This is a genomic window from Streptomyces sp. NPDC002566 (genome assembly GCF_042889585.1).
Taxonomy (GTDB): Bacteria; Actinomycetota; Actinomycetes; order Streptomycetales; family Streptomycetaceae; genus Streptomyces.
In genome coordinates this window covers 12,566-33,386 of record NZ_JBIARD010000002.1, presented here as the reverse complement: position 1 = coordinate 33,386, position 20,821 = coordinate 12,566, and the positions used below count along the sequence as shown (strand labels likewise).

General features: G+C 68.8%; 20 protein-coding genes and 5 pseudogenes. 11 read left to right on the top strand and 14 right to left on the bottom strand.

Annotated elements, in window-relative coordinates; genetic code table 11:
- Nucleotides 1-55 precede the first annotated feature (55 nt).
- From ACFYXA_RS07390 to ACFYXA_RS07365, 6 genes and pseudogenes are all read right to left on the bottom strand, one after another.
- Nucleotides 56-109: pseudogene (locus ACFYXA_RS07390) on the bottom strand (transcriptional regulator); the annotation flags it as partial.
- A 223-nt stretch (nucleotides 110-332) separates the two neighbouring features.
- On the bottom strand, nucleotides 333-1,286 hold the full coding sequence (locus tag ACFYXA_RS07385; RefSeq protein WP_389029233.1) for a hypothetical protein: 954 nt from the start codon (nucleotides 1,284-1,286) through the stop codon (nucleotides 333-335).
- Between the two features lie 347 nt (nucleotides 1,287-1,633).
- Nucleotides 1,634-2,059: a DUF3592 domain-containing protein gene (locus tag ACFYXA_RS07380; RefSeq protein ID WP_389029230.1), complete on the bottom strand. Its 426-nt coding sequence runs from the start codon at nucleotides 2,057-2,059 to the stop codon at nucleotides 1,634-1,636.
- A 283-nt stretch (nucleotides 2,060-2,342) separates the two neighbouring features.
- Nucleotides 2,343-2,789: a hypothetical protein gene (locus ACFYXA_RS07375; RefSeq protein ID WP_389029227.1), complete on the bottom strand. Its 447-nt coding sequence runs from the start codon at nucleotides 2,787-2,789 to the stop codon at nucleotides 2,343-2,345.
- Nucleotides 2,790-2,887: 98 nt separating this feature from the next.
- Nucleotides 2,888-3,100: a hypothetical protein gene (locus ACFYXA_RS07370; protein ID WP_389029224.1), complete on the bottom strand. Its 213-nt coding sequence runs from the start codon at nucleotides 3,098-3,100 to the stop codon at nucleotides 2,888-2,890.
- Nucleotides 3,101-3,211: 111 nt separating this feature from the next.
- The gene (locus ACFYXA_RS07365; protein ID WP_389029221.1) at nucleotides 3,212-4,132 is read right to left on the bottom strand and encodes a MerR family transcriptional regulator; all 921 of its coding nucleotides are present in this window, start codon (nucleotides 4,130-4,132) and stop codon (nucleotides 3,212-3,214) included.
- A gap of 221 nt (nucleotides 4,133-4,353) precedes the next feature.
- Between ACFYXA_RS07365 and ACFYXA_RS07360 the strand changes: the two genes are divergently transcribed.
- The 3 genes and pseudogenes from ACFYXA_RS07360 to ACFYXA_RS07350 form a co-directional block, all read left to right on the top strand.
- The gene (locus ACFYXA_RS07360; protein WP_389029218.1) at nucleotides 4,354-5,994 is read left to right on the top strand and encodes a carboxylesterase/lipase family protein; all 1,641 of its coding nucleotides are present in this window, start codon (nucleotides 4,354-4,356) and stop codon (nucleotides 5,992-5,994) included.
- A gap of 90 nt (nucleotides 5,995-6,084) precedes the next feature.
- On the top strand, nucleotides 6,085-6,249 hold the full coding sequence (locus ACFYXA_RS07355) for a hypothetical protein (protein ID WP_389029215.1): 165 nt from the start codon (nucleotides 6,085-6,087) through the stop codon (nucleotides 6,247-6,249).
- Between the two features lie 855 nt (nucleotides 6,250-7,104).
- Nucleotides 7,105-7,250 (top strand): annotated as a pseudogene (locus ACFYXA_RS07350) (IS110 family transposase); the annotation flags it as partial.
- 129 nt (nucleotides 7,251-7,379) lie between these two features.
- Here the strand turns inward: ACFYXA_RS07350 and ACFYXA_RS07345 are convergent.
- From ACFYXA_RS07345 to ACFYXA_RS07330, 4 genes and pseudogenes are all read right to left on the bottom strand, one after another.
- The gene (locus tag ACFYXA_RS07345; protein WP_389029212.1) at nucleotides 7,380-7,793 is read right to left on the bottom strand and encodes a DUF4383 domain-containing protein; all 414 of its coding nucleotides are present in this window, start codon (nucleotides 7,791-7,793) and stop codon (nucleotides 7,380-7,382) included.
- A 143-nt stretch (nucleotides 7,794-7,936) separates the two neighbouring features.
- Entirely contained in the window at nucleotides 7,937-8,506 is a 570-nt protein-coding gene (locus tag ACFYXA_RS07340; RefSeq protein WP_389029209.1) for a hypothetical protein, read from the bottom strand.
- Nucleotides 8,507-8,722: 216 nt separating this feature from the next.
- Nucleotides 8,723-8,911, bottom strand: a pseudogene (locus tag ACFYXA_RS07335) (PRC-barrel domain-containing protein); the annotation flags it as partial.
- A 173-nt stretch (nucleotides 8,912-9,084) separates the two neighbouring features.
- The gene (locus ACFYXA_RS07330) at nucleotides 9,085-10,509 is read right to left on the bottom strand and encodes a family 43 glycosylhydrolase (RefSeq protein WP_389031591.1); all 1,425 of its coding nucleotides are present in this window, start codon (nucleotides 10,507-10,509) and stop codon (nucleotides 9,085-9,087) included.
- Nucleotides 10,510-10,965: 456 nt separating this feature from the next.
- Here ACFYXA_RS07330 and ACFYXA_RS07325 point away from each other — a divergent pair, with 456 nt between their 5' ends.
- A complete protein-coding gene (locus ACFYXA_RS07325; RefSeq protein WP_352246164.1) occupies nucleotides 10,966-11,187 on the top strand; it encodes a hypothetical protein in 222 nt (73 codons plus the stop codon).
- Nucleotides 11,184-12,542, top strand: a complete 1,359-nt coding sequence (locus ACFYXA_RS07320) for a glycoside hydrolase family 43 protein (protein ID WP_389029206.1) — start codon at nucleotides 11,184-11,186, stop codon at nucleotides 12,540-12,542. The genes ACFYXA_RS07325 and ACFYXA_RS07320 overlap by 4 nt, the downstream gene beginning before the upstream one ends.
- 242 nt (nucleotides 12,543-12,784) lie before the next feature.
- Here ACFYXA_RS07320 and ACFYXA_RS07315 read toward each other — a convergent pair whose 3' ends face one another.
- Nucleotides 12,785-13,138, bottom strand: coding sequence for a hypothetical protein (locus ACFYXA_RS07315; RefSeq protein WP_352246166.1), 354 nt, complete (start codon nucleotides 13,136-13,138; stop codon nucleotides 12,785-12,787).
- Nucleotides 13,139-13,369: 231 nt separating this feature from the next.
- Here ACFYXA_RS07315 and ACFYXA_RS07310 point away from each other — a divergent pair, with 231 nt between their 5' ends.
- The 6 genes and pseudogenes from ACFYXA_RS07310 (at nucleotide 13,370) to ACFYXA_RS07285 (ending at nucleotide 16,100) form a co-directional block, all read left to right on the top strand.
- Nucleotides 13,370-13,600: a hypothetical protein gene (locus tag ACFYXA_RS07310; protein WP_352246167.1), complete on the top strand. Its 231-nt coding sequence runs from the start codon at nucleotides 13,370-13,372 to the stop codon at nucleotides 13,598-13,600.
- A 162-nt stretch (nucleotides 13,601-13,762) separates the two neighbouring features.
- The gene (locus ACFYXA_RS07305; RefSeq protein ID WP_352246169.1) at nucleotides 13,763-13,987 is read left to right on the top strand and encodes a hypothetical protein; all 225 of its coding nucleotides are present in this window, start codon (nucleotides 13,763-13,765) and stop codon (nucleotides 13,985-13,987) included.
- Between the two features lie 228 nt (nucleotides 13,988-14,215).
- A pseudogene (locus ACFYXA_RS07300) lies at nucleotides 14,216-14,308 on the top strand (IS5/IS1182 family transposase); the annotation flags it as partial.
- Nucleotides 14,309-14,359: 51 nt separating this feature from the next.
- Nucleotides 14,360-14,599, top strand: a complete 240-nt coding sequence (locus tag ACFYXA_RS07295; protein WP_352246207.1) for a hypothetical protein — start codon at nucleotides 14,360-14,362, stop codon at nucleotides 14,597-14,599.
- Nucleotides 14,599-14,976 carry a fic family toxin-antitoxin system, toxin component gene (locus ACFYXA_RS07290; RefSeq protein WP_389029201.1) on the top strand — a complete coding sequence of 126 codons (378 nt, stop codon included), beginning with the start codon at nucleotides 14,599-14,601 and terminating at the stop codon, nucleotides 14,974-14,976. Before ACFYXA_RS07295 ends, ACFYXA_RS07290 begins: the two co-directional genes overlap by 1 nt.
- Before the next feature lie 473 nt (nucleotides 14,977-15,449).
- Nucleotides 15,450-16,100 (top strand): hypothetical protein, encoded by a 651-nt coding sequence (locus ACFYXA_RS07285; protein ID WP_352246171.1) that lies wholly within the window; start codon nucleotides 15,450-15,452, stop codon nucleotides 16,098-16,100.
- Between the two features lie 863 nt (nucleotides 16,101-16,963).
- Here ACFYXA_RS07285 and ACFYXA_RS07280 read toward each other — a convergent pair.
- From ACFYXA_RS07280 to ACFYXA_RS07270, 3 genes and pseudogenes are all read right to left on the bottom strand, one after another.
- A pseudogene (locus ACFYXA_RS07280) lies at nucleotides 16,964-18,184 on the bottom strand (IS701 family transposase); the annotation flags it as partial.
- A 77-nt stretch (nucleotides 18,185-18,261) separates the two neighbouring features.
- Nucleotides 18,262-18,912 carry a response regulator gene (locus ACFYXA_RS07275; RefSeq protein WP_389029197.1) on the bottom strand — a complete coding sequence of 217 codons (651 nt, stop codon included), beginning with the start codon at nucleotides 18,910-18,912 and terminating at the stop codon, nucleotides 18,262-18,264.
- Nucleotides 18,900-20,174 (bottom strand): sensor histidine kinase, encoded by a 1,275-nt coding sequence (locus ACFYXA_RS07270; protein WP_389029194.1) that lies wholly within the window; start codon nucleotides 20,172-20,174, stop codon nucleotides 18,900-18,902. Before ACFYXA_RS07270 ends, ACFYXA_RS07275 begins: the two co-directional genes overlap by 13 nt.
- Nucleotides 20,175-20,821 lie beyond the last annotated feature (647 nt).

The window sequence follows — 20,821 nt, the reverse complement described above, 5'->3', positions numbered from 1 at the left end:
ACCGTACGCCCGGCTCCGCGGTCAGGACTCGGCGCTGCGTGGGTCTCCGCCCTTGGAAGCGGAAGGTGACCCCGGCATCGATAAGCAGGCGGTGCACGCCTCCGTAGGAGCGGCCGTCTCCTGCGCCAGTGCGTGGACACTCGTGCCGAAGTCGTTCTTCTTCAGGTCCTGGGGCTACTGGGCGAACCGATGATCGACGCTAGCCGTCCCCGTTCCCCACCGCTTCCGCCCGCGGTGCGTAGGTGCGCGCTTCTCCGGCACCCTGGCCGCCTTCACACGGCGCCTTTCGTCCGTTGAAGCGCTCAACCCGTCGAGTGACGGGAGAGAGGCGGCTACGTGTTCGATGACACCAGCCGCCTACGAACGAGAGCTCGCAGCATCGCGGCGCCCGCCCCCATCGCTGCGAGGTGCAGGACTGCCGCGAGCGCGAGGTTTTCCGGCAGGGCCGCATCGGCCGGTTGCGCGACCGCCAGGTACAGGGTGAACGGAAGCTTCCAGCCGCTCCAGGCGAACATCGAGCCCGAGCCGAGCCAGCCGAGCACCATCGGGGCCCACCGTGGGACCCGTGCGGGCCGGCCTCGGACGGCAGCCCAGGTGGCGGCGGACGCCACAAACGCCCAAAACCCGAAGACTCCAGACAACACGTACCAAGCGAGGTCCCGCTCGCCGCGGTGGGCGACACCTGCGGTGCCGCCCACCGCCCAGTACAGCCAGATGAGACCGACTGCGGCGCCGACCACGACCATCCATGGCAGCACCCTTGGCGAGCCCTCCCCACCGTCCCCGAGCCGGCCCGCGAACGCGTCCGGCCAACGCCGCCGCAAGTACGTGGGCGGCGCGATGGCCAGACCCAGCCCCATGCCTACAAACCCGATCTGAACCAGCGCGGCCTCCCATACCGGCATCGACGGGCCGGCGTCACTCCCGCTTTTCGGATTGCCATCCGCCGAGCCCAGCAGCGAACTGAGAACGGCGTACGGCAACACCGGGACGAGGAACCCCGTCCCCACCCAAGCGCAGAAAGCCAACGGCGCTCCCGGTATGCGCTTCCCCCATGGCCGCACCAGCGCGAGCGCTACCGCGATCCCGATCCCCGCCATACCGATCGTTGCGCTGTTGAGGACTGCCCACTCCACCTTGCCGAACCCGGTCCCGACCGGCAGTAGCCCCAAGAGCGAACCGACCACCCACGACACCTTGATCAGCAAGTAGGGCGTCAGCGCCAGCGCTGCCCCGTACGCGGCGACCCGCCCGACCCGATCCCACCGATCTACCTGAACTCCCAATTCAGACAGCGGAGTTCAAGTCTGATTCATCACTGCCCCCACGGGCGTCAACCGCTGGGCGCATCCACGTCATCACTCAGGAGGAGTGGGAATCAGCCGACGGGAGCACATAGAACTGCTGGAGCACAAGGAGCCGCCCGATTGTGCGCAAGTCAGTCAGCCCCAGGGGCATCGTCGGGTTTCTGCGCCTGGGGCACTTCGGGCTCCTGGTGTGCTCGATGCGCCTACCCGGCGACAGGCGGCTGAACAAGTTCGAGGAGCTCCCCGATGCCGTGCCGCTTTGGCCGCCGACCGAGCGGTGGATGTGGCCTCCGGAAGAGAAGCGCGATGAGAGGAACCCAAGGTGATTAAACGGTGATCAGCAAGACAACGAGGACCGACAACGTGCCTGCTGTGAGCACCGTCCCGACCCCGGCGAATACCAGGTAGAGCGACTTGGAATCCCAGCCTCGGATCTCGAAGCGGCAGGGATTCTCCGCCTCGTACAGGACCGTGACGGAGTTACCGATGCCGAAGCCGGAGGGAACTGTGCCGCGGCCGAACACGGAGGGGTATGTGCATTCGCTCCCGTCCGGGGTCGTCCAGGCGACGACCAGGTGGTGGTACTTGGCTCCGTCGTCGTCCCGCCTGCTGTCGTGACGCAGGACTCGCCCCACCGTAGTGATTCCGCTGCGGCGGAGCGCGCTGGCGCGGCGGAGTCCGTACACGCCAACGCAAAGGAAACTCACCCCGACCAGCAACGGTATGAGCGAGAAGAGCCATTCGCGTTCCATGTGGTGTTCGACGCCTGAGTGCCCTCGTTGGTTGCTGCGGCAGGTCTCCCTCTCTCTGTCGCACTCGAGCATGGGCATGGCTTTTGCCGCGATCAGTGCGGTGCTATGGGGCCCTGCTGACCGTCACGCGGTTCGCCGGCTCGATGGAACCTCATGGAAGTCGCTTGCGCGCTCGAGCGCCGGGGCTGACCGACCCCCGCCACATCGCGGGCGGTTACAGCCCGCGGTGCGGCGGAGCATACGTAGACGCCTCGCCGGATCGAGGCGAAGCGCGTGCCGGCTGTCAGTCCTTGAGCTTGTACTCGCAGGGCTTGGCCGACTTGCCGTCCTGATTGTCAGCGACCTGCTTGCCGTCGACCTTGATCGTGCACGGGGCTGGCTTGAGCATCCCGTCCGAGCCCTTGACCGAGCCGGGCACCACCGACACCGTGACGCCGACCTTCAGCTCGGCGCCCTCCAGTTGCATGGCCTCCGTCTTGGTCCAGGGCAGCGTCACCTGTTCGAAGTGGTTGCTGTTCCCGTTCCACATGACCTGAGCCGCGCCCGTGCCGCCCACCTCAAAGACCACCTGATGCGGAACACCCTTCTTCCCCGAGGACGAGCCCTTCGCCTCGCCGCTCGTCGAGGTTTCACTCGCCTTAGCCGGGCTGGCGTCCTTCTCACTGCCGCACCCGGTCACCAGGACCGCCGCTGCGAGCAGACTGATGGTGAGGGTTGCTGTCTTGCGCATGTGCATACTTCCCCGTTGGCTGAACTGATCGATGCTGGTCCAATAGCAGACCGTAGATCATGGTGCCGCAACGGTGGATACCGCCTGAGGGGCGGGGCCTAGAACAGGGTCAGGGGCTGCGGCAGGGGCGGGGTGGTCTGGTGTTCCCGGATGGAGTCCCGCAGGTGCGTGGGCGTCACGCGGGCGGCGTCGAACGTCTCGGTCCAGCCGTTGGGCATGTGGGCGGTGGTAAGGAAGATGTCCTGCCCGGCGGCGCGGAGCCGACGCAAGAACGTCTGCTCGACGGACAGGGCGTCGTCGCCGGTGGGCACATACCGGGATCAGCTGCTATCGGCCGGCCCGGACCGCCGTCGGGGTGGTCCTGCATTCCCGTGCGGTCGCGGGCGGTGAGGGGGAGGTTGGAGTGGGCGGGGGTCACAGCACTACTGGGTATTCGTTGCGGCGATCGACGTGGACAGGCCGTCGGTGAGCCATCGGTGCGCCACGGTCATGTTCAGGACGCGCCCGCCCGAGGCGGTGCCGATCAGGGCCCAGTACCGCTCCAGTCGGGGGTCGAAGCCGGATGACCGCGACACCAGTCCGTGGAGGTGTGCGCGGAAGGCGGGGGTGTCCGACTCCCGTCGGGCTCGGGCGTGGGCGGATACGAATGCGTCCACCGCGTCCCCGGCGCCGGGCGGCAGGCCTTGGGCCAAAGCGGCGGCCGTCAGCGTGGCGGCTTCGTCGATCTCGGCGTAGAAGGCCGGGCCGTCCCTCATCTCTTCGTAGTGGTCCTGGGTCCAGCGGGTGAAATCGGGGGTGGAAATGAGCAGGTGCAGCTCGGCGTAGGCCAGGGCCGAGGCGGGGGCGGGGTCCTGCGGTGGGGCGGGGGCCAGCATGGCGACCATGATGTCGAGTCGAGGTTGGGGCATGGCCGCGGACAGCTCGCGGTACCAGTGGTCAGTGAGTGTGCGGTGTGCCTCCGGCAGCCGCTGCACGCGGGAGAGTATCTCCAGGCGCCGGAGCCGTTCCTCGCCCGGGCAGTCGTCCAGTGCCTTGAGCGTGGCCTCGCGCCACCGCAGTTCGGACAGTCGCTCCTGCACCGCTTCGAGTTCGGTCGCCACCAGTTCGCCGAGTGTGCACTCCCCCGTGACCACCTGGGTGATCGTTGCGATCGGGGTGTCCAGCGCCCGCAGGCGTCTGATGAGCCGGATCCGCTCCCACGCCTCGGGGCCGTAGCGCCGATGACCGCCGGTGCTGCGAGCGGCCACCGGCAGCAGACCGGCGTCGGAGTAGTAGCGGAGCGTTTTGACGGGAAGGCCCGTCGCGGCCGCGAGTTCACCGATGCTCCACGTGTCTTGCGTCACAGTCCCTTGAACCTCCAGTGCACGGGAGGTTCTAGCGTATTGATCGCCGGCGGGTCGGTCCGTTCTCGCAGCTCAGATTTCCTGCCGACTCCTGAGCCGGTGTGGCCGCGTGCCGCGGCGTCCTGTGGCTTCCCGTCCCGTTCCCTCCCCGACCAAGAACGGTGGTACTTATGCCCCCGACCACGTCAGCACCGCGTCCGTACCGAAAGGTCGGACTCCGCGTGGCGCTCCTCCCCCTGCTGTGCGCGGTGGCGCTGGTGTCGGCCACCGCCGCACGCGCGGTCGGCGCAGTCCCGGAATCTCCTGACTCCCAGAGACAGGACCGTACGGTTGTACGGACCGAACAGGGCCCGGTACGGGGCGTGTCCCATGGCCGGTACACCACCTTCGGCGGCATTCCATACGCCGCGCCGCCGACCGGACCGCTGCGCTGGCGTGCTCCGGTGGCCGCCACTGCGTGGCAGGGTGTCCGGGACGCGACGAGGCCGGCTGAACGGTGTGTGCAGATGCCGCCACCGGGTGCGAGCGGGGTCACCGGCTCGGAAGACTGCCTCTACCTGAACGTCACCGTGCCGGCGGCCGAGCAGGCTGCGAGGAAGCGGCCCGTGATGGTGTGGATGCACGGCGGTGCGTTCCTGGGCGGTTCCGGCAGTGACTACAGCGCCGAACGTCTCGCGGTCCAGGGTGACGTCATCGTCGTCACGGTCAATTACCGGTTGGGGATCTTCGGCTACTTCGGCCACTCCGGGTTGGGCGCCGCCCCGCCGTTCGGCCTGGCGGACCAGCAGGCCGCCCTGCGCTGGGTGCGGGCGAACGCCGGGCGTTTCGGCGGCGATCCGCGTAATGTCACGCTGTTCGGTGAGTCCGCGGGCGCCCTCGGCATCTGTGCCCACCTCACCTCGCCGACAGCCGCCGGACTCTTCCAGCGGGCCGTCCTCCAGAGCGGTTCCTGCCTTACCTCCTTCCCGCGCGGCGCGCTCGCCCCCGGAGCACCGGCGTACGAGCCGTTTGCCTCACAAGCCGATGTGCAGACGGCCGGTGCGGAAGCCGCCCGGCAACTGGGCTGTACCGAGGGCGGCAGCGACGAGGTTCTGGCGTGCCTGCGCGGGCGGAGCACGGATCGTCTCGCCACCGCACAGCTGATGCAGTCCTTCAACCGGCCCGCCTTCGGCAACGGACTGCTGCCCGTGGCACCTGCCCAGGCGCTGGCGTCGGGACGCTTCCACCGCCTGCCGGTCATCCTGGGCACCAACCACGACGAGATGCGGATGTTCGTCGGCCTGTCGCTCGCCGCGTTCCCGATCCGCACCGAGAACGACTACCGAGCTCGCTTGGAGGAGGCCCTCGGGGCCGCGGCCTCAGCCGTCGAGGCGCGGTATCGGGCAGCACACCATCCCTCTCCCGCGCTGGCCTGGGCGGCGGTGCTGACCGATCGGTCCTTCACATGCACCACGCTGGCAGCCGGCCGGGCCATCGCGGGGCACGCCCCCGGCCTCTCCCTCTACGGCTACGAGTTCAACGATCCGCACGCTCCCGTCCTCGCCGGCCTGCCGGCGAACCCGGGCTTCCCCTACGGCGCGGCGCACGGCTTCGAGATGCCGTTCCTGTTCACTCCGTTCCCCACCGAACGACCGCTGAACGAAGTCCAGCGCGCCCTGTCGGACCGGATGGTCGGCTACTGGACGAACTTCGCCCGCACCGGAAACCCGAACACCAACGACGCCCCACCCTGGCCCGCCCTCCGCGCTTCGTCACCTCACGCGCCGTCGGTCCAGTCACTGGCTCCGGAACCGGGCGGGATCCACCCTGTCGACGCGTATTCCGCACACCAATGCTCGTTCTGGGACCACCTGGCCCAATGAGATGCGGATCCCGGATTCTGGCTCTGTCCGCAGTTCCGTGAACGGATATGTGGCAGGGAGCGGACGTGCCGCACGTGGCACTCTGACCGGATGGTGGAGAGCGACGGGGAACGCGGGGTAGAGGGCTGGATCCGGAACGAGAACGTCCAGCCCTTCTTGGCTCTCTTGGCGCGATACGCCGACTACGCCATCCAGGGCCCCGACTGGCAGGCGGTCGAACTCGGTCTTGAGGCAGTGCACCTTGCCAAGGCGTAGGCGGCGATGAGGTTTCTGTCCGCGTGGCGGGAACTTCCAACCCTGAGCTGCTGCTGAGGGCGGACACCCTGTCAGCGGCCTTTACCACCAGGCTCGTCGCATGAGGCGAGCGTGGGTCGCAGCCCTCGTGGTTGGGTCAGAACCCGGAGCCAAAGGAGGGCGAACGAGGCTCGGCCATACATAGCCCGCTTCAGGTAATGCCGGGCCAGTCAGCCAGGCCAGCAGGGGCAGGCTCGGTGCCTCCTCAGGAAGACCCTGCTCAGTCCGCTGCTTTGTGTTCCCCCGTCCTGGGCAGTCCTGCTGCTCCCGCCGCTGGAGCCACCGTGTGCACCATCCTGGTCCAGACGTGGCCCGCGGCGACAACCTCGCCCTCGAAGACCAACTTCGCTTCCGACGAGCTGCACCGCCGCTGACGAGTCTGCGGCGGTGCCGTTCAACGGCCTTGGTGCCTGGGCGAGCGCTGCATGGCGCGCGGTGTCGGTCGGAATTCGCAGACTTCAGAAATCGAGCGAGGTGCGCTTCGGTACGAGCCTGTGGCTATGTGCGCGAAAGCTCGACGCATCGGACCTACACAGTGCGTAACAACTTGATGGCGACTCAGAACCTGCTTGAGGCAATTCGCCTCTCAGGGGTGCCCACGCACGGACGGAGCCCGCTCAGCGGCGCGACTTTCCTCCGTCTATGGCCCGACGAGCGCCGTGATGAGCTTGCGAGCCGCCACCTTGGTCAGCCGCCCCAGCGCCGCTTGCGTCTTCTCCTCCGCTCCGCGCGGAGCCACCCTTGTGCCCTTCACCGCCTTGCCTGGACGACGGAGCCGAATCCGACCCCGACAGCGGCCTGTACCGGCGGCGGATCTCACCACGGATGGCCGAGCGACTGGTCGAAGAGATCTTCACCGCGCTGGACGAGCAACCGGGGTCGTTCCCGGCACGGACGCCGCCGCGCTGATCGTCCCGAGCCTGGCCGGCTCGCTCACATCCGCCCTCGACCAGCATGGGCTGGAGATTGTCATGGCCGCCGGAGTGCAGCCTTCACCGGGACGTTGGGGAGAACACTGCTTCGGGCGTGACGCGGCATGGAGCAGCGTCGAAATGGCGTAGCTCATGAGTGTGATCAGGTGCCTGCGCCGGTCAGCCAACAGTTCGTGTCCGGGTCGGCTTGCGGGTGAGCAGTGCGCCCAGCGCGATCATTCCTAGGCCGAGTACGAGGTGGAGCCAGTTGTCGGCGGTGTTGACCGGGACGAAGTTCGCGGCGCTGTCATGATCGATGATCAGCCCGTACAGCCGCAGGAGCAGGTAGATGGCGCCGCCAGCCAGGAGGTAGAGCCGTGCTGGCGCCGCGGTGCGCGCCAGTGCCAGTCCGGCGACGCCGAAGGCCAGATGCACGAGGTTGTGCAGGACGGACACCTGGAAGATGCCCAGCAGTTGGGCCTCGGAATGGTGGGCGGCGAACTCCATGGTGTCGTAGTTCGTGGTGATGCCCGGAATGAAGCCGAGGACTCCTACCAGGAGGACCGCGCCCACGACCAGGGCGGCCTGTTGCACGTTCGGAGGCAGGCCTCGGCTGTTCGGTCCGCCCTACCCCTGCGCGAGTGCCCCTAGCCGTAGACATGTCACGACAGCCACCAGGAGCGCACAGGTGCAGGCACTGTGGCTTGCCAGTTGTCTCCCCTGCCTACCGTGGGGTTTTACGGCATCAGGTGGGTCACGGAGCGGGCCCGCTCCCACATGCCGGGGACTTGCTCGCTCGGCCGCTGCTGCTCGCCGTGCAGGGCGTTGAGCACCACCAGGCATCCGGTCAGGGCCGGCACCGTCCACTGCGCCAGGTGCAGCTGCCGCCGCGCCTTCTCCAAGTCCGCCGGGTGCTTGGCCGCCTTCTCGGCGTCATCCGGGTCGGTGGAGGAGGCCAGCTCGACCTTCTTGCCCAGGACGCGGGCGTAGGCGGTGGCGGCCAGAGCCGCGGCGGTGACGACGGTCTTGGCCGTGGTGGAGGCGGCCACGCCCTGCTGGGTGGCGACACGGTGCGCGTTCACGGCGAGCAGCCCGCCACCGCCGAACAGGTGCGCGCCGATCGCGGCGGCGTTGACCGGCACCCACTTGGCCCACCCCGACGAGGAGATCCGGTCCCGGGTCGCCTCCGTGCCGCCCTCGTCCTCGGCCGCACCGTTAAGGCCGACCGCCCCCATCAGCGAGCCACCGAACCAGGCCGCCAGACCCAGATCGTGCAGACTGCGGATGACGGTGTTGCGTTCAGACATGGCGGAGCTCCTCAGCACTTCCCACCCTCGCCATCTACCGAGGGCTTCAAGGCGGGGGGAGGGGCTTGACCGACGCAGACCTACGTCACAACCCCCGAGACCCGCGCCAGCGGCCTGGTGCGGACGCGCTCTCCTCGGTGCCCGCTCCGCGCCGACCTCTCCGCTGGGTGCCCAGCCGATGCGGAGCTGTCAGGCCCGTTTCAGCAGATGGTCCTACACGATGGACGCGTCGTGGATCCGTACGAAGGACTCGCTGGTGCCGAACATGCCGATCTTGACGCTGACCCACTCGGACTGGCCGTTGGCGTCGTCGAGGAAAACGTGCTTGGCATCGCCGATCTTGTTGCCGTCCGTAGCGTAGACCGGGTGGTCGAGCACAGTCGGGATCTGCTCTCGGGTAATCACCGTCTGCTCACCCTCTCTCTTCTCGCGTGCGGCTCGCTTCATGTCCGGCTCACCACCACAAAGGGTGTGGAACCGGACAAGCATGTTGAATCGGGAAGCGGCAAGTGCGTCCCGGAGGTGCTCTGACTTCGGGCCGCGAAGCCGCCCTAGGGGTAAAGGGCAGCAGTGGTGGCTCACTGGGTGTAGAAGGTGGCGTCGGCCCGGGCGGTCGTCGTGCTGACAGCCTGGACGTACAGCAGGTAGTCGTAGTGGCGGATGTAGCGGCCCGGCAGGTTGTGCGACTCGTACGAGACCCCGGCGGAGTCGGCGAGACCGGCTCGGGCGGTGAAGGAGGCGTCAGCGGCGAACAGCGCTGTTGCGTCGTTCTTCTCCACCCACACCTCGTTGTTCTTGTGGCGCAGGAAGTAGCCGGGGAAGTTCGCCGACTCCAGGGAGACGGTGCCGGTGCCGGCGAGGCCGGTGACCACGCGGAACTGTGAGTCGGCCAGCGGGGCGACGTTCGCCTCGATCCTGGCGCGGTACTCCCAGTGCCGGATGAAGCGGTCGGGGAAGTTGTAGGAGGAGAGCCGTATCGGGGTGAGGCCGTCGGCGACGGGGATGCCGAAGTCGGGTGTGCCGTCGGCCTTCCAGTAGATCTTCTGGACGCGGGTGCGGCGGTTGGGGTCGTTGAGCGGGGAGCCGCTGATGTCCCTGTAGCCGCGGTCGTGGTAGACGAGGATGTCGGACTTGCCGTCCTCGGAGACCGTGAACTGGTTGTGCCCGGGGCCGTACTGGCTGGTGGCGGCGGAGCTGGCGAAGACCGGGCCGGTGCTCTTGGCCCATGACGAGGCGTTCAGCAGGTCGGCCGATGAGGACGCCGTCAGCATGCCCATGCAGTAGTTGGCGTCGGTGGCGCTGGCCGAGAAGGTCAGGAAGACCTTGCCGCCCCGCTGGATCACTGCCGGGCCCTCGTTGACCGTCTCGCCTCCGGCCGTCTCCCACGAGGCGGTCGGCCTGCTGAGCCTGACGGGTGTGCCGGTGATGGCCCACGGGCTGGACATCCGCGCGATGTAGAGGTTGGTGCCGCGGCCCACGGCCGGGTCGTTCTGCGCCCAGGCGAGATAGCGGGCGCCGTTCACGACGAAGGTCGTGACGTCCAGGGAGAAGGTGTCCAGCGGCAGCGCGATGCGCCCCTTCTCCGTCCAGGCCCCCGTGATCGGGTTCGCGGCCGTGCACTCCAGGACGTAGGGCCGGATCCTCCAGATGTCGTTCGCGGTGCCGGCGGCGAAGTAGACGTACCACGTGCCGTCGATGAAGTGGATCTCCGGGGCCCAGATGTGGGCGCCCATCTCGCCGGTGGCGTGCTTGGTCCAGATGGTCGTCTCGGCGGCCGACGCCAAGCCCTGGATCGTGGTGGCCCGGCGCAGCACGATCCGGTCGTACGCCGGCACCGTGGCGGTGAAGTAGTAGAAGCCGTCCGTGTGCTTGTAGATGTGCGGGTCCGCCCGCTGCTCGGCGAGGGTGTTCGTGTACGTCGCACCGGGTGACGCGGGCACGGCGGCGTGGCCGGTACCGGCCGAGACGCCGGTGACGGTGGCGGCGGCCGAGCCGGCGATCAGGCCGAGGACCGTTCGACGGGTGAGCGCAGGTCTCACGGAGGACTCCCTATGGTGCCGATATTTCGAACGCTGTTCGCAAACTCGGCCAGAACATAGATCCTGCACCTGCCCGGGTCAACGCTTCTGTCGCAAAAGGCGGTCCGAGGTCTGGAAGGTGGCGGAGGCGGAGATTCCGGCGTACGGGTTCGGTCAGGTCGGATGTATTGACGCACCCTGTTTCACCCACCTATTGTCTGCCCGATCTTACGAACATCGTTCTATATGTCGAACAACTCTGGCGGGACGGCGAGTTGGCTGCAGAGGCTTCCCGGCCGACCGCCAGGAGGGAACGCCGCCGAGCCGACAGGTGTCGCCGGGAACCGCCAACCGTCCTGCTGCGCAGCGGCCATCCGTGCTCGGATCAGCCGACCGCACCCTCCGGCCCCGCCGTCGCCACGGCAGAACGACAGGAGATGTGTGAAGGCCGTCCAGTACCCGTACGAAGCCAACGCGAGCACCAACGACGAATGGCTGGCGGAAGACGCGGGCAATGGCCGTGTCCGGCTCCTCAACCGCCACCGCGGTCTCTACTTCAGCGCCGGCAGTGCCCAGGGCGACCCGTTGGAACAACGCCCGTTCGACGGCGCCGGCCACAAAATGTTCACCGTCTCGCGATGCCCGCCCCGGAGGAAGAGTTGAAAAGAACCGTAAGAACGCTGCTCGCCCTGCTGGGCCCGCTGCTGCTGGTCATGCTGGGTGTTCCCGCCCTTCAGGGCACCGCCTCCGCCGCCGCCCCGCCGGCGGGGCAGGCCACGCGATACACGATGACCGCGTTCACCAACAGCAGTGAGTCGAACATGTATGTGTACGACTCGCCGGACGCCACCGGATTCACTCTGCGGAAGGGCCCCGCCTACACCCCGCCGTCCGCTCTGATCCGCGACCCCAGCATCTTCAAGCACACCGACGGCTCCTATTACCTCACTTACACCACCGACTGGACCGGGAACACGATTGGCTTCGCCCGGAGCACCGACCGGGTGAACTGGACGTTCCTGTACGACTACACGATCCCGATCAGCGGGCTGACCCGCACCTGGGCGCCTGAGTGGTTCATCGACACCGACGGCAGCGTCAACGTCATCGTGTCCCTGACGACGGCGAGCACCGCCACCCACTTCACCGCCTACAAGATCACGGCGACCAACTCCGCGCTGACCGCATGGTCCGCGCCCACCCAGCTGGCCGGCATCGGGCCGAACAACATCGACACCTTCGTAGTCAGGGTCGGATCCACCTACCATGCGTTCACTAAAAACGAGACGACCAAGTACATCGAGTACGCCACCGCCTCCAGCCTCACCGGTCCCTACACCATCCTGAAGACGGGCGACTGGGCCGGATTCGGCAGCTGGGTCGAGGGCCCGGCCCTCGTCCAGCTGGACAACGGTGGCTGGCGCATCTACTTCGACGGCTACCGCGAGGGGAAGTACTGGTACAGCGACAGCTACGACAACTTCGCCACCTGGTCCACGCGCACCGAGGTGCCCGGGCTGTCCGGCTTCATACGCCACGCCACCGTGCTGAAGGAGACGGTCCCCGGCGGTGTCACCCTGCCCACCAACACCACCAGGTCACTGGGGTCGGTCAACTACCCTGACCGGTATGCCGTGGTGCGCTCCGACAACCTCGGCTACATCGACCCGGTGAGCTCCGCCAGCGGCATCGCCGTCAAGCAGAGCGCCACCTTCACCGTCGTACCGGGCCTCGCCGACGCCAACTGCTACTCGTTCCGCGACTCCTCCGGCCGCTATCTGCGCCACTGGGACTTCCGGATCCGCTTCGACAGCAGCAACGGCACCGCCACCTTCAACAAGGACGCCACCTACTGCGCCCGCCCGGGCACAACCGCAGGTTCCGTCCGCCTGGAGTCCTACAACTACCCCGGCCGCTATCTGCGCCACTACAACTACGCGCTGCGCGTGGACCCCTACCAGAACACCGACACGTTCCGCGCCGACAGCTCCTTCACCGCGGTCACCCCCTGGGCCTGACTGTCCATCCCCGCCGTGGCGTCGCGGAACCCACCCACCGCCAATCGGAACACCTACAGGCGCGCGAGGGGGGAGCACGGCATGACGGTGACGGCGTCGGTGACTCTGGTGGGTTTCCGGCGGATTGCGGGTTCGGCTGCGCGACCCCCTCCCGCCTACGATCCGTCAGCAGTCGGCACACCAATGCGCGATGCCGCCCGCGCAGTGGGCGGCCGGCATCTCCCGGGAGCCGTCACGTCGGATCAGGGTCCGGCGGAAGGTCGCTTGCCGCGCGTTCTGTCGATGGCGACCCGAGTGAGCCAGCCGAGGCCCGCGGTGAAAAGCGGTGGCCATACGACCGGCCCGACGGAGTAGCCGACCAGTACCACCAGCGGGATCCATACGCGATGCACCGACTGGTAGAGGAGACCCGGTGGGCGGACCCCCGCCAGCCGGGCCATGTCGGGCAGCGCGAAGAACACCAGCGCGGCAGCTGTCGTCGGGAGGCCGTACTTGACGCTCTCGAATCCCGCGAAGGCGATCAGGAACAGTGCCAGAGCCCCCCAACCTGCTTTCCTCATCCAGCCCTTGCTGCTTTGAGCGCCTTCACTTGTCATGCCCTCAGCGTAGGCACGGGGCCCTGTCCGTCAGGCGCCCCCTCCGGGAACACCTCATCGGCTGAGCCGGTCGTCAGGTCCCGGGTGAGCCAGGTGCGGAACGTGTCCAGGTCGGTGCACGTCATGATCTGGCCGCATGTGGCTTTGCCGAACGGCAAGTCAGACGATCTTCACAGTGGACACCGGTCGACGACCAGCACGAGTAACTCTCCCGAGACTCATGCCAGACCCGTGATCGGCAACTTCAGATGCAACACCGCCATCGCCCGGCTGAAGTCGCTGGTCAACCAGATCACCGTCGACGTCCCCGACGCAACCGTCGTCGTCGCCTCCCTGGTCGTGTCCACCAACAGCCAGAAGGAGCAGTTCCGGGGAGGCCTGACCAGGCCACTCGCCACATCGTCAGCGAGGCGGAAGCGGCGGGCAGACACGTCGCCCACGTCGTCGACACGAGCAGCCTGACCACGGCCGACCCCTGCACCCCAACGACTCGGGCTACCCAAAGAGCATCAGGATCACGGCAACCCTTTGCGCGGCCTGTGACCACAAGGGATTGGATCCGGCCAGTTCGGTGGCTGGGATCCGGATGTACACGTGAACAGCACGCAAGGAGAACGCCTCCCCATGAACCACCCCACGAACGGTGGGCGCCGCGGGCGTCACCGCCGCCGCTGGACCGCAACTGGTCTGCTGCTCGGTGTGCCCGCTGTCCTCGTGCCGTACCTCCTGTTCGTGCAGGAGGACTCGGAGGCCGCGCTGTACCTCGACGCCACCGGGACCGAGCTCTTGGCGTGCAGCGGTGTCAAACGCCCTCGGCGGCCCAGCACGAAGGACTCGTTCGAGCCCTGAGCTGATCCGCATCCGCCCTGCCCGACCGCAGCTGCCACTACCTGCAGAACCTCAGCTTCGAGAAGCAGGTCATGGAGGCAGGCATGCCGAAGAAATCTCAACTGCGGTCAGGTGGTACGGGACAAGCATTAGCAGAATAGCGAAAACGCAGTTACGCGGTGGGGTCTGGTGCATCCGAGGTCCCACCGTTCGCAGTCTGTCAGCTCCGAAGCGGCTGCGGGCCTCCGTAGTGAAGGGCTGAAGCCCATGACTGAGGGGCACCAATCGAGACCCGACCCCGCTCGCGGCCGCCGCTTCAAGCCCCAGCGCCTCCACGCGGACAACCGTTCCGGAGGCGGCCCCCATGTGGGTAACAGCTGTTACCATGCTGGCATGGCGAAGACACAACTGGGCGCCCGCGTGGACGAGGACATTGCGGAACTCGCGAAAAAGCGCGCCGCCGACCTGGGACTGAGTATCGGGGACTACCTCGCGCGGCTGGTGCAGGACGACGCCAGTGGGCTGCGCGCCCGAGCGGTGGCGGCGGCCGCCCGCTTCCTGGCCGACCACCAAGCGGTCTTCGACGAGGCCGAACAGGCCCAGCAGGCACCCCGGGGAGCGCGCGCGGCTTGATGGACCTGCACATCGACGTTCCCTGGATCCTGCAGGTCGCCGAGGCCGCCGGCGCGGACGACCCGGCCCCCGACGACTACGGTGTCCCGGTCTCGGCAGTCGCCCGCCACCGGGCCGAGCTGTTCGAGCACCCCCTGTACGACGGCCCCTACGCCAAGGCCGCCGCCCTGGTGCACACCCTGGGCCGGTGCCGCTGGCTGGAGCGCTCCAACATGGCCGTCGCCGCCGCTTCTGGCCTCATGTACCTCGAAGCCGCCGGGATCTCCGTCAAGCCCGGCCGCGAGGACGCCATCGCCCTGAAGGACCTGCTCCTCGATCCCGCCTGCACAGCGGGGAAGATCGCCGCTCTACTGCGGACCTGGCCGACCACCACCTGACGTCCCAAGGCACGCCACCGAGTCCCAGGATCGGGCGGCGGGCGCAGCCCGCTCGCGCAGGGCGGTGACACAGGCGCAGGCCGCAACGGGACCGGCGGGGCGGGGGAGGGGGACATGGCTCATGGTGCGCAGGACTCCGTCCAGGGGGGCCCGGGCTCTGGTCGCAAAGTGGCACAGCCCGCAAGGCAGTTGGCCCTGCCGCGCAGCGGGCTGCGCGGCACACAGCCTTCCACGCTCCCGGCTCCGGCCGCCCGGCCCAGGCATACTATTTTTTCCGTTATGCGGCTTCCTGGCCCCGCAGATGTTCCCCGTCCGGCCACGAAATTAGGCACCCGCCGGCCCGCGCCCTCCGCTCCAGTGACGTCGTGAGCCGCACTGCGGGGCACACCCGCAGGTCTGCCCAGGCAGGCCCACGCGAGAGCACCGGGTGCACGCATCAGCGGGTGTCAGTGGCGTTTGGCACGATGGCGATCATGAGTCACAACATCGCGTACTCCACCGCGGACAAGGCCGACGTCCTGGCCTATCTGGGCAGCAACGGCAATCTGAGCGCAGACCGACTGCGCCGCCTGGAGTCGATGCGCAAGGCGGCGCAGGCCGCCCAGGACGACCTTGACCGCCAGGGCGTCGACTGGGGCCTGTCCGTCCCCGACGCCCTCGACCACCTCATTGCCGGGCGCGCAGACTCGGACGCACCGTGCGCGGGCAACGCCTACCACTGCGCTGTGCAGCACGTCATCGACCACAACGCGTCCGACCCGATGCACCTGGGCACCTACTCCAAGCCCTCGACGTTCTTCGGCCTGGTCGACGACGAGATGCGACGCCTCGGAGTCCCCGCCGACCTGCTGCCCCACGGTTACCTCTACGGCGGGCTGCCCGACGGCTTCCCGTTCATACCGCACCCGGTGGACGGCTACCCCGCCATCGGCCATCTGCCGCTCGCCAGGACCAAGCCCGCCGCCGAGGCCTACCGCGCCGTCCTCGACCGGATGCCCGCGGACTTCCAGTACGACGTGCAAGAGCTGATCGAAAAGCTCGAGACCGAGCACAACGAGTGGGAGTACGCCACGAAGAACATCGGCTGGTACACCCAGGACACCCTCTTCTTCAAACTCACCTGATCGACCGCCCTGCGGAGCGCTGGCGCCGTACGTGTCGTTGCGGCTGCCGAGACGGTGGTGCGGATGAAGCCGGCTCGCGCGGTGGGCGGGCGACTCCGATGTCGCAGTGGCGCCCATCGGCAGGGCTGCCCGGTTGACGGGGGCGTTCCTGTGGCCGCCGCCGTGCAGGAGAGGACGGGGCACCAGGCGTCGAGGTCTCCGTGTGACAGCCGGCCCATCTGGTGTTGGGGAGCGGGCCGCTGACCTGGAACAGCGGGTGCCCATGGCGCTCGGCCCGGCCCACTGCAGGAAGCAGTACCTTCCGAGACGATCGACACGGCGGCTGGCCGGCAGTGGGTGCGTCCGGCGCGATGAGCCGATGGTGGCAGCACCTGCCCAGTCCCCGCGACCTCCACCGGATGGTGCCCGGACGCGACGTCCTTTCCGTCTCCGGCGCAACGTCGCAGCCCAACTGCCACAAGCGAGCAAGACCTGTCCACGGGCTGCAGAGCCACTGCGCCGCCGCGACCACGGCCAACACCGCGGGACGCGGCGGATATTGCGGGGAGGCGATGCGGTGCGGAGGACTACGTGGCGAGAGACGAGATCGGCCACCCGGCGTTGATCGGCGGGCCCTGGCCGGTGATCGGCGTACGGATAAGCCGGGAGGACAGCAGCCCGCGGGCTGCGTCATGGCAGCCGGCCCCGCACGCCGTGCTGGAGGACGTCCTGCTGCCCTGTACTGGCCGGAGCTGGAGCGCCTCGCACAGATCGCCACCGGCCTGGCCCGGGCCCGCGTGTACGTCACCGACCTCGGCACCGCCGGGCCGGACCGGCCCCTCGTGCTGTGCCTGCGAGGAGCCCTCGGCGCCGTACAGGTGGACTTTTGGGTCGAGCCGCCTGAGGGTGAGGAATGCCTGGGCGGCGGTGACGAGGGTGACGTGGTGGTGCCAGCCGCGCCAGGTGCGGCCCTCGAAGTGGTCCAGCCCCAGGCCATGCTTGAGTTCGCGGTAGTCGTGCTCGATCCGCCAGCGCATCTTGGCCCACCGCACCAGGTCAGCGGCCGGTGTGGTGGCGGGCAGGTTCGATATCCAGTAGTCCGTGGGAGCGTCCTGGCCCTCTGGCCATTCGACGAGGAGTGTCTGGGCGGGCAGGACGCCGTCCCACTGGTTGCGGCCGCCGCCCGCCTCCTGCGCTGCGGCCAGTGACTGCTTGCCCGCGGGTCGCACCGTCAGCACCGCGAACCGCGAGGTCATCGCGCCTTTGCTGCCCTGCCTCCAGGTCACCTCGGTGAACCGCTGCGCACCCGCCTGCGTTGCGAGGACGCAGACGGCTCGCGGTGGGGTGCGGTAGCGGGGAAGGGTGGGCGGTCCCAGTCCGCCGTAGGCAGGCTGGTGCGGCTGGGCATCCTCCGGGTGAGCGACTTCCTTCCCGTTCAGGGCCAGGACATAGGACAGTCCTCGCTCCTGGAGACCGAGCCGGAAGGGGGTGCTGACGCCGTAGCCGGCGTCGGCGACCACGACAGGCGCCTTCAACTGCCGCTCGGCGAGTGTGTCCAGGAGGCCGAGCGCGAGACGCCACTTCTCCTGGTGCACCATGTCGTCGCTGGGGACTCCTGCCCTGCGGCATCGGTCCGGCTCGTCGGTCCATTCACGCGGTAGATACAACTGCCACTCCAACGGGCACGAGGCGGTGTCGGTGGCGGCATGGACACTGACCGCGACCTGGCAGTTCGCCCGCTTGCCGACCGCTCCGCAGTACTGGCGGGCCACCCCGACCGACGCCTTGCCGCACTTGGGGAACGACACGTCGTCGATCACCCACACCTCAGGGCGAATGGCCTCGCACAACCGCTCGGCGATCCGCTGCCTGACGGGCAGCGGATCCCACGGCGACTGGTTCACGAACTGCTGCAGGGCCTGCATGTTCCCGTCCGGCAGACGCCCGGCCATCGGCTGGATGGACTTGCGCCGCCCGTCGAGCATCAGGCCCCGCAGATAACACTCGCCCCGCCGCCGCTGATCCCGCCGCGGAAACGACCCCAACACATCGGCAACGAACTCCGCCAACTCGCCCCGGAGCCGTTCCACTTCCCCCAACCTCACTCCAGGAAGCTGCCCACAATCAGCCGAGATCACTCAACGTAACGAAGCACTACTAGGCACGCGGGCGTGACCGCGCACTATGCAGTCGCAACGCCCAAGAAGCGCAGCACCGCTAGGACGCGACGGTGATCGGCGTCGGCCTTGGGCAGGTCGAGCTTGGTGAAGATGCTGTTGATGTGCTTGGCGACCGCGCTCTCGCTCACCACCAGCTCAGCGGCGACGCCGGCGTTGGACCGGCCGCCTGCCATCAGTTCCAACACCTCCCGCTCGCGCGGTGTCAGCCGGTCGAGCGGATCGCTGTGCCGGCGCACCAGCAGCTGCGCGACGACCTGCGGGTCCAGCGCGGTGCCGCCGGCCGCCACCCGGCGTACCGCCTCGGCGAACTCCTCGACGTCGGCGACCCGTTGCTTGAGCAGATAGCCGACGCCCGAGGTGTTGGCGGCGAGCAGATCGGCGGCGTACCGCTCCTCCACGTACTGCGACAGCAGGAGCACGGCGGTATGCGGGTACTGGCGGCGGATCACCAGCGCGGCGCGCACTCCCTCGTCGGTGAAGCCGGGCGGCATGCGCACGTCGACCACGGCGATGTCGGGCCGGTGCTCCTCGACGGCTGCCACCAGCCCTTCTGCGTCGGCGACTTGCGCGCACATCTCGAACCCGGCCGCCTCCAGCACCTTGACCACGCCGATGCGCAGCAAGAGGGAATCTTCGGCGATCACGGCGCGCACGGCAGCTCCACGGTGATGACGGTCGGGCCCCCGGCGGGGCTGCGGCAGAAGAACGTGCCGTCGACGGACGCGACGCGCTTGGCGAGCCCGGCGAGCCCGGTGCCACCGCCGGCCGCTGCAAGATCCGCGCCGCCCGCGCCGTCGTCCGCGACGACCACCAGCAGTGTCTCCCCGATCCGCTCCACGGTCACGTCCGCCCGGGTCGCCTGGGCGTGTTTGACCACGTTCGTCAGGGCTTCGGAGACCACGAAGTACGCGACGGCCTCGACCGTGGGTGAGGGGCGCTGCGGCAGGTCCACCGCCACACCTACCGGGATCGGGAGGCGGGCGGCGACCCCGGACAGCGCGGCGTCGAGGCCGCGGTCCTCGAGGACGGCCGGATGCAGGCCGCGCACCAGGTTGTTCAGCTCGGCGATCGCCTCTTTCGCCTCGCGGTGCGCCTCGTCGATCACCTTGCGGGCGTCCTCCGGCAGGTCGCCGAGGGTGGCCCTGGCCAGGCCCAGGTTGACGGCGAGTGAGACGAGGCGCTGCTGTGCGCCGTCGTGCAGGTCGCGCTCGATCCGCCGCCGCTCGGCGTCGGCGGCGTCGAGCACGCCGGCCCGGCTCTCGGCGAGGTCGACGACCCGGCGGGCCAGCTTCTCCGTGCGGCTGGGGCCGAGCAGGATTTCGGCCGCTCGGGTCTCCAGCCCTACCAGAGCGCCGGTCAGACGGGGCCCGAGGAACAGCAGGGCGAGGCCGCCGGCGGTGATGTACGCGGCCTGCGTGGTGTACCCGAGGTCGGTGACCCGCCACTGCGGGGGCAGCGCCCAGATCCACACGTAGATGGAGGCGGCCACGAGAGCGGCGGCCCAGACGGCGAGGACGGCGAGGTCCAGGACGGCGAGCAGCGGGCCCGCCACGGCGTGGTAGCAGACCTGCCGCCACAAGGCCCTCGTGGTCAACCGGCGCACCGCCGACTTCCAGTTGCTTCCGGGCCCAGGTACGGCAGGGCGCGGGAGGTCCTTGCCGACGAGCGCCCAGTAGCGTCGCCGCTGTCCGACGGTCAGCAGGGGTGTCACCACGAGCGTGAGCAGCACGGGCAGCGGAGTCACGGCCACCGCGGCGGGCGCGCGCACCAATGCCGCCATCGTGCCGAGCAGCCAGAGCCACAGTGGCACCACGGCGAAGTGGAGCGGCAGGCCGGCGGCGACGAGCGCGGTCCGGTGTCCCGCCCTGCGGAACGGCCGGCCCAGCACCAGCTTCAGCCGCGTCGTGAGTTGCATGCGCCATACGGTAAAGCCGCAGGCCATCCCCGTGCCATGACGCTCCCGCCCGGTTCGGGGGTGCACTTATCTCCACCCCAGCTCGGAACCCTGCGTGACTGACGGCGCCCTGGTGTGCGGTGGAGGGTGGAGCACGTGAAGGGAAGAGCCGGCGGGGAGCGGGGGAAGACGATGCGTCAACTGGTTGCTTGCGATGAGGAGTTGGCCGGTGGAGAGGGCTTCGACGGTGCCGAGGTCATCCCGCTCCACGAAGAGGCGAAGGAGTCGCGCCCGGTGCGGGGCGTGCGGCGGGTCGGGTGGCTGCTGGTCGCCTGCGGGCTCGCCCTGCTGCCGTGGCTGTACGTGTTGGCCACCGGCCTGCAGGCCACCGCGACCACGGCGCACTGGCCGGTCGCCTGGGTCGGGCTCGACGCGCTGGAGGCGCTCGGCCTGATCGCCACCGGCCTCCTCGCCGTCCGCGGCGACCGGCGGCACGCCCTGGCAGCCGCCGCGACCGCAACGCTGCTTGTGGTGGACGCCTGGTTCGACACCACGACCGCCGCCCCGGGCGGCGACATCGCCACCGCGGTCGCCATGGCGCTCGGCGCCGAGCTGCCGCTCGCCGCGCTGTGCGGCCGGCTGGCGCTGCGGGCGTTGAGAGGTCGCGG

Bases quoted from the DNA above. Each gene is read 5' to 3' on its own strand.
- ACFYXA_RS07380 (WP_389029230.1), bottom strand. From the start codon at position 2,059: ATGGAACGCGAATGGCTCTTCTCGCTCATACCGTTGCTGGTCGGGGTG.
- ACFYXA_RS07375 (WP_389029227.1), bottom strand. From the start codon at position 2,789: ATGCGCAAGACAGCAACCCTCACCATCAGTCTGCTCGCAGCGGCGGTC.
- ACFYXA_RS07355 (WP_389029215.1), top strand. From the start codon at position 6,085: ATGGTGGAGAGCGACGGGGAACGCGGGGTAGAGGGCTGGATCCGGAAC.
- ACFYXA_RS07340 (WP_389029209.1), bottom strand. From the start codon at position 8,506: ATGTCTGAACGCAACACCGTCATCCGCAGTCTGCACGATCTGGGTCTG.
- ACFYXA_RS07315 (WP_352246166.1), bottom strand. From the start codon at position 13,138: ATGACAAGTGAAGGCGCTCAAAGCAGCAAGGGCTGGATGAGGAAAGCA.
- ACFYXA_RS07305 (WP_352246169.1), top strand. From the start codon at position 13,763: ATGAACCACCCCACGAACGGTGGGCGCCGCGGGCGTCACCGCCGCCGC.
- ACFYXA_RS07295 (WP_352246207.1), top strand. From the start codon at position 14,360: ATGGCGAAGACACAACTGGGCGCCCGCGTGGACGAGGACATTGCGGAA.
- ACFYXA_RS07290 (WP_389029201.1), top strand. From the start codon at position 14,599: ATGGACCTGCACATCGACGTTCCCTGGATCCTGCAGGTCGCCGAGGCC.
- ACFYXA_RS07285 (WP_352246171.1), top strand. From the start codon at position 15,450: ATGAGTCACAACATCGCGTACTCCACCGCGGACAAGGCCGACGTCCTG.
- ACFYXA_RS07270 (WP_389029194.1), bottom strand. From the start codon at position 20,174: ATGCAACTCACGACGCGGCTGAAGCTGGTGCTGGGCCGGCCGTTCCGC.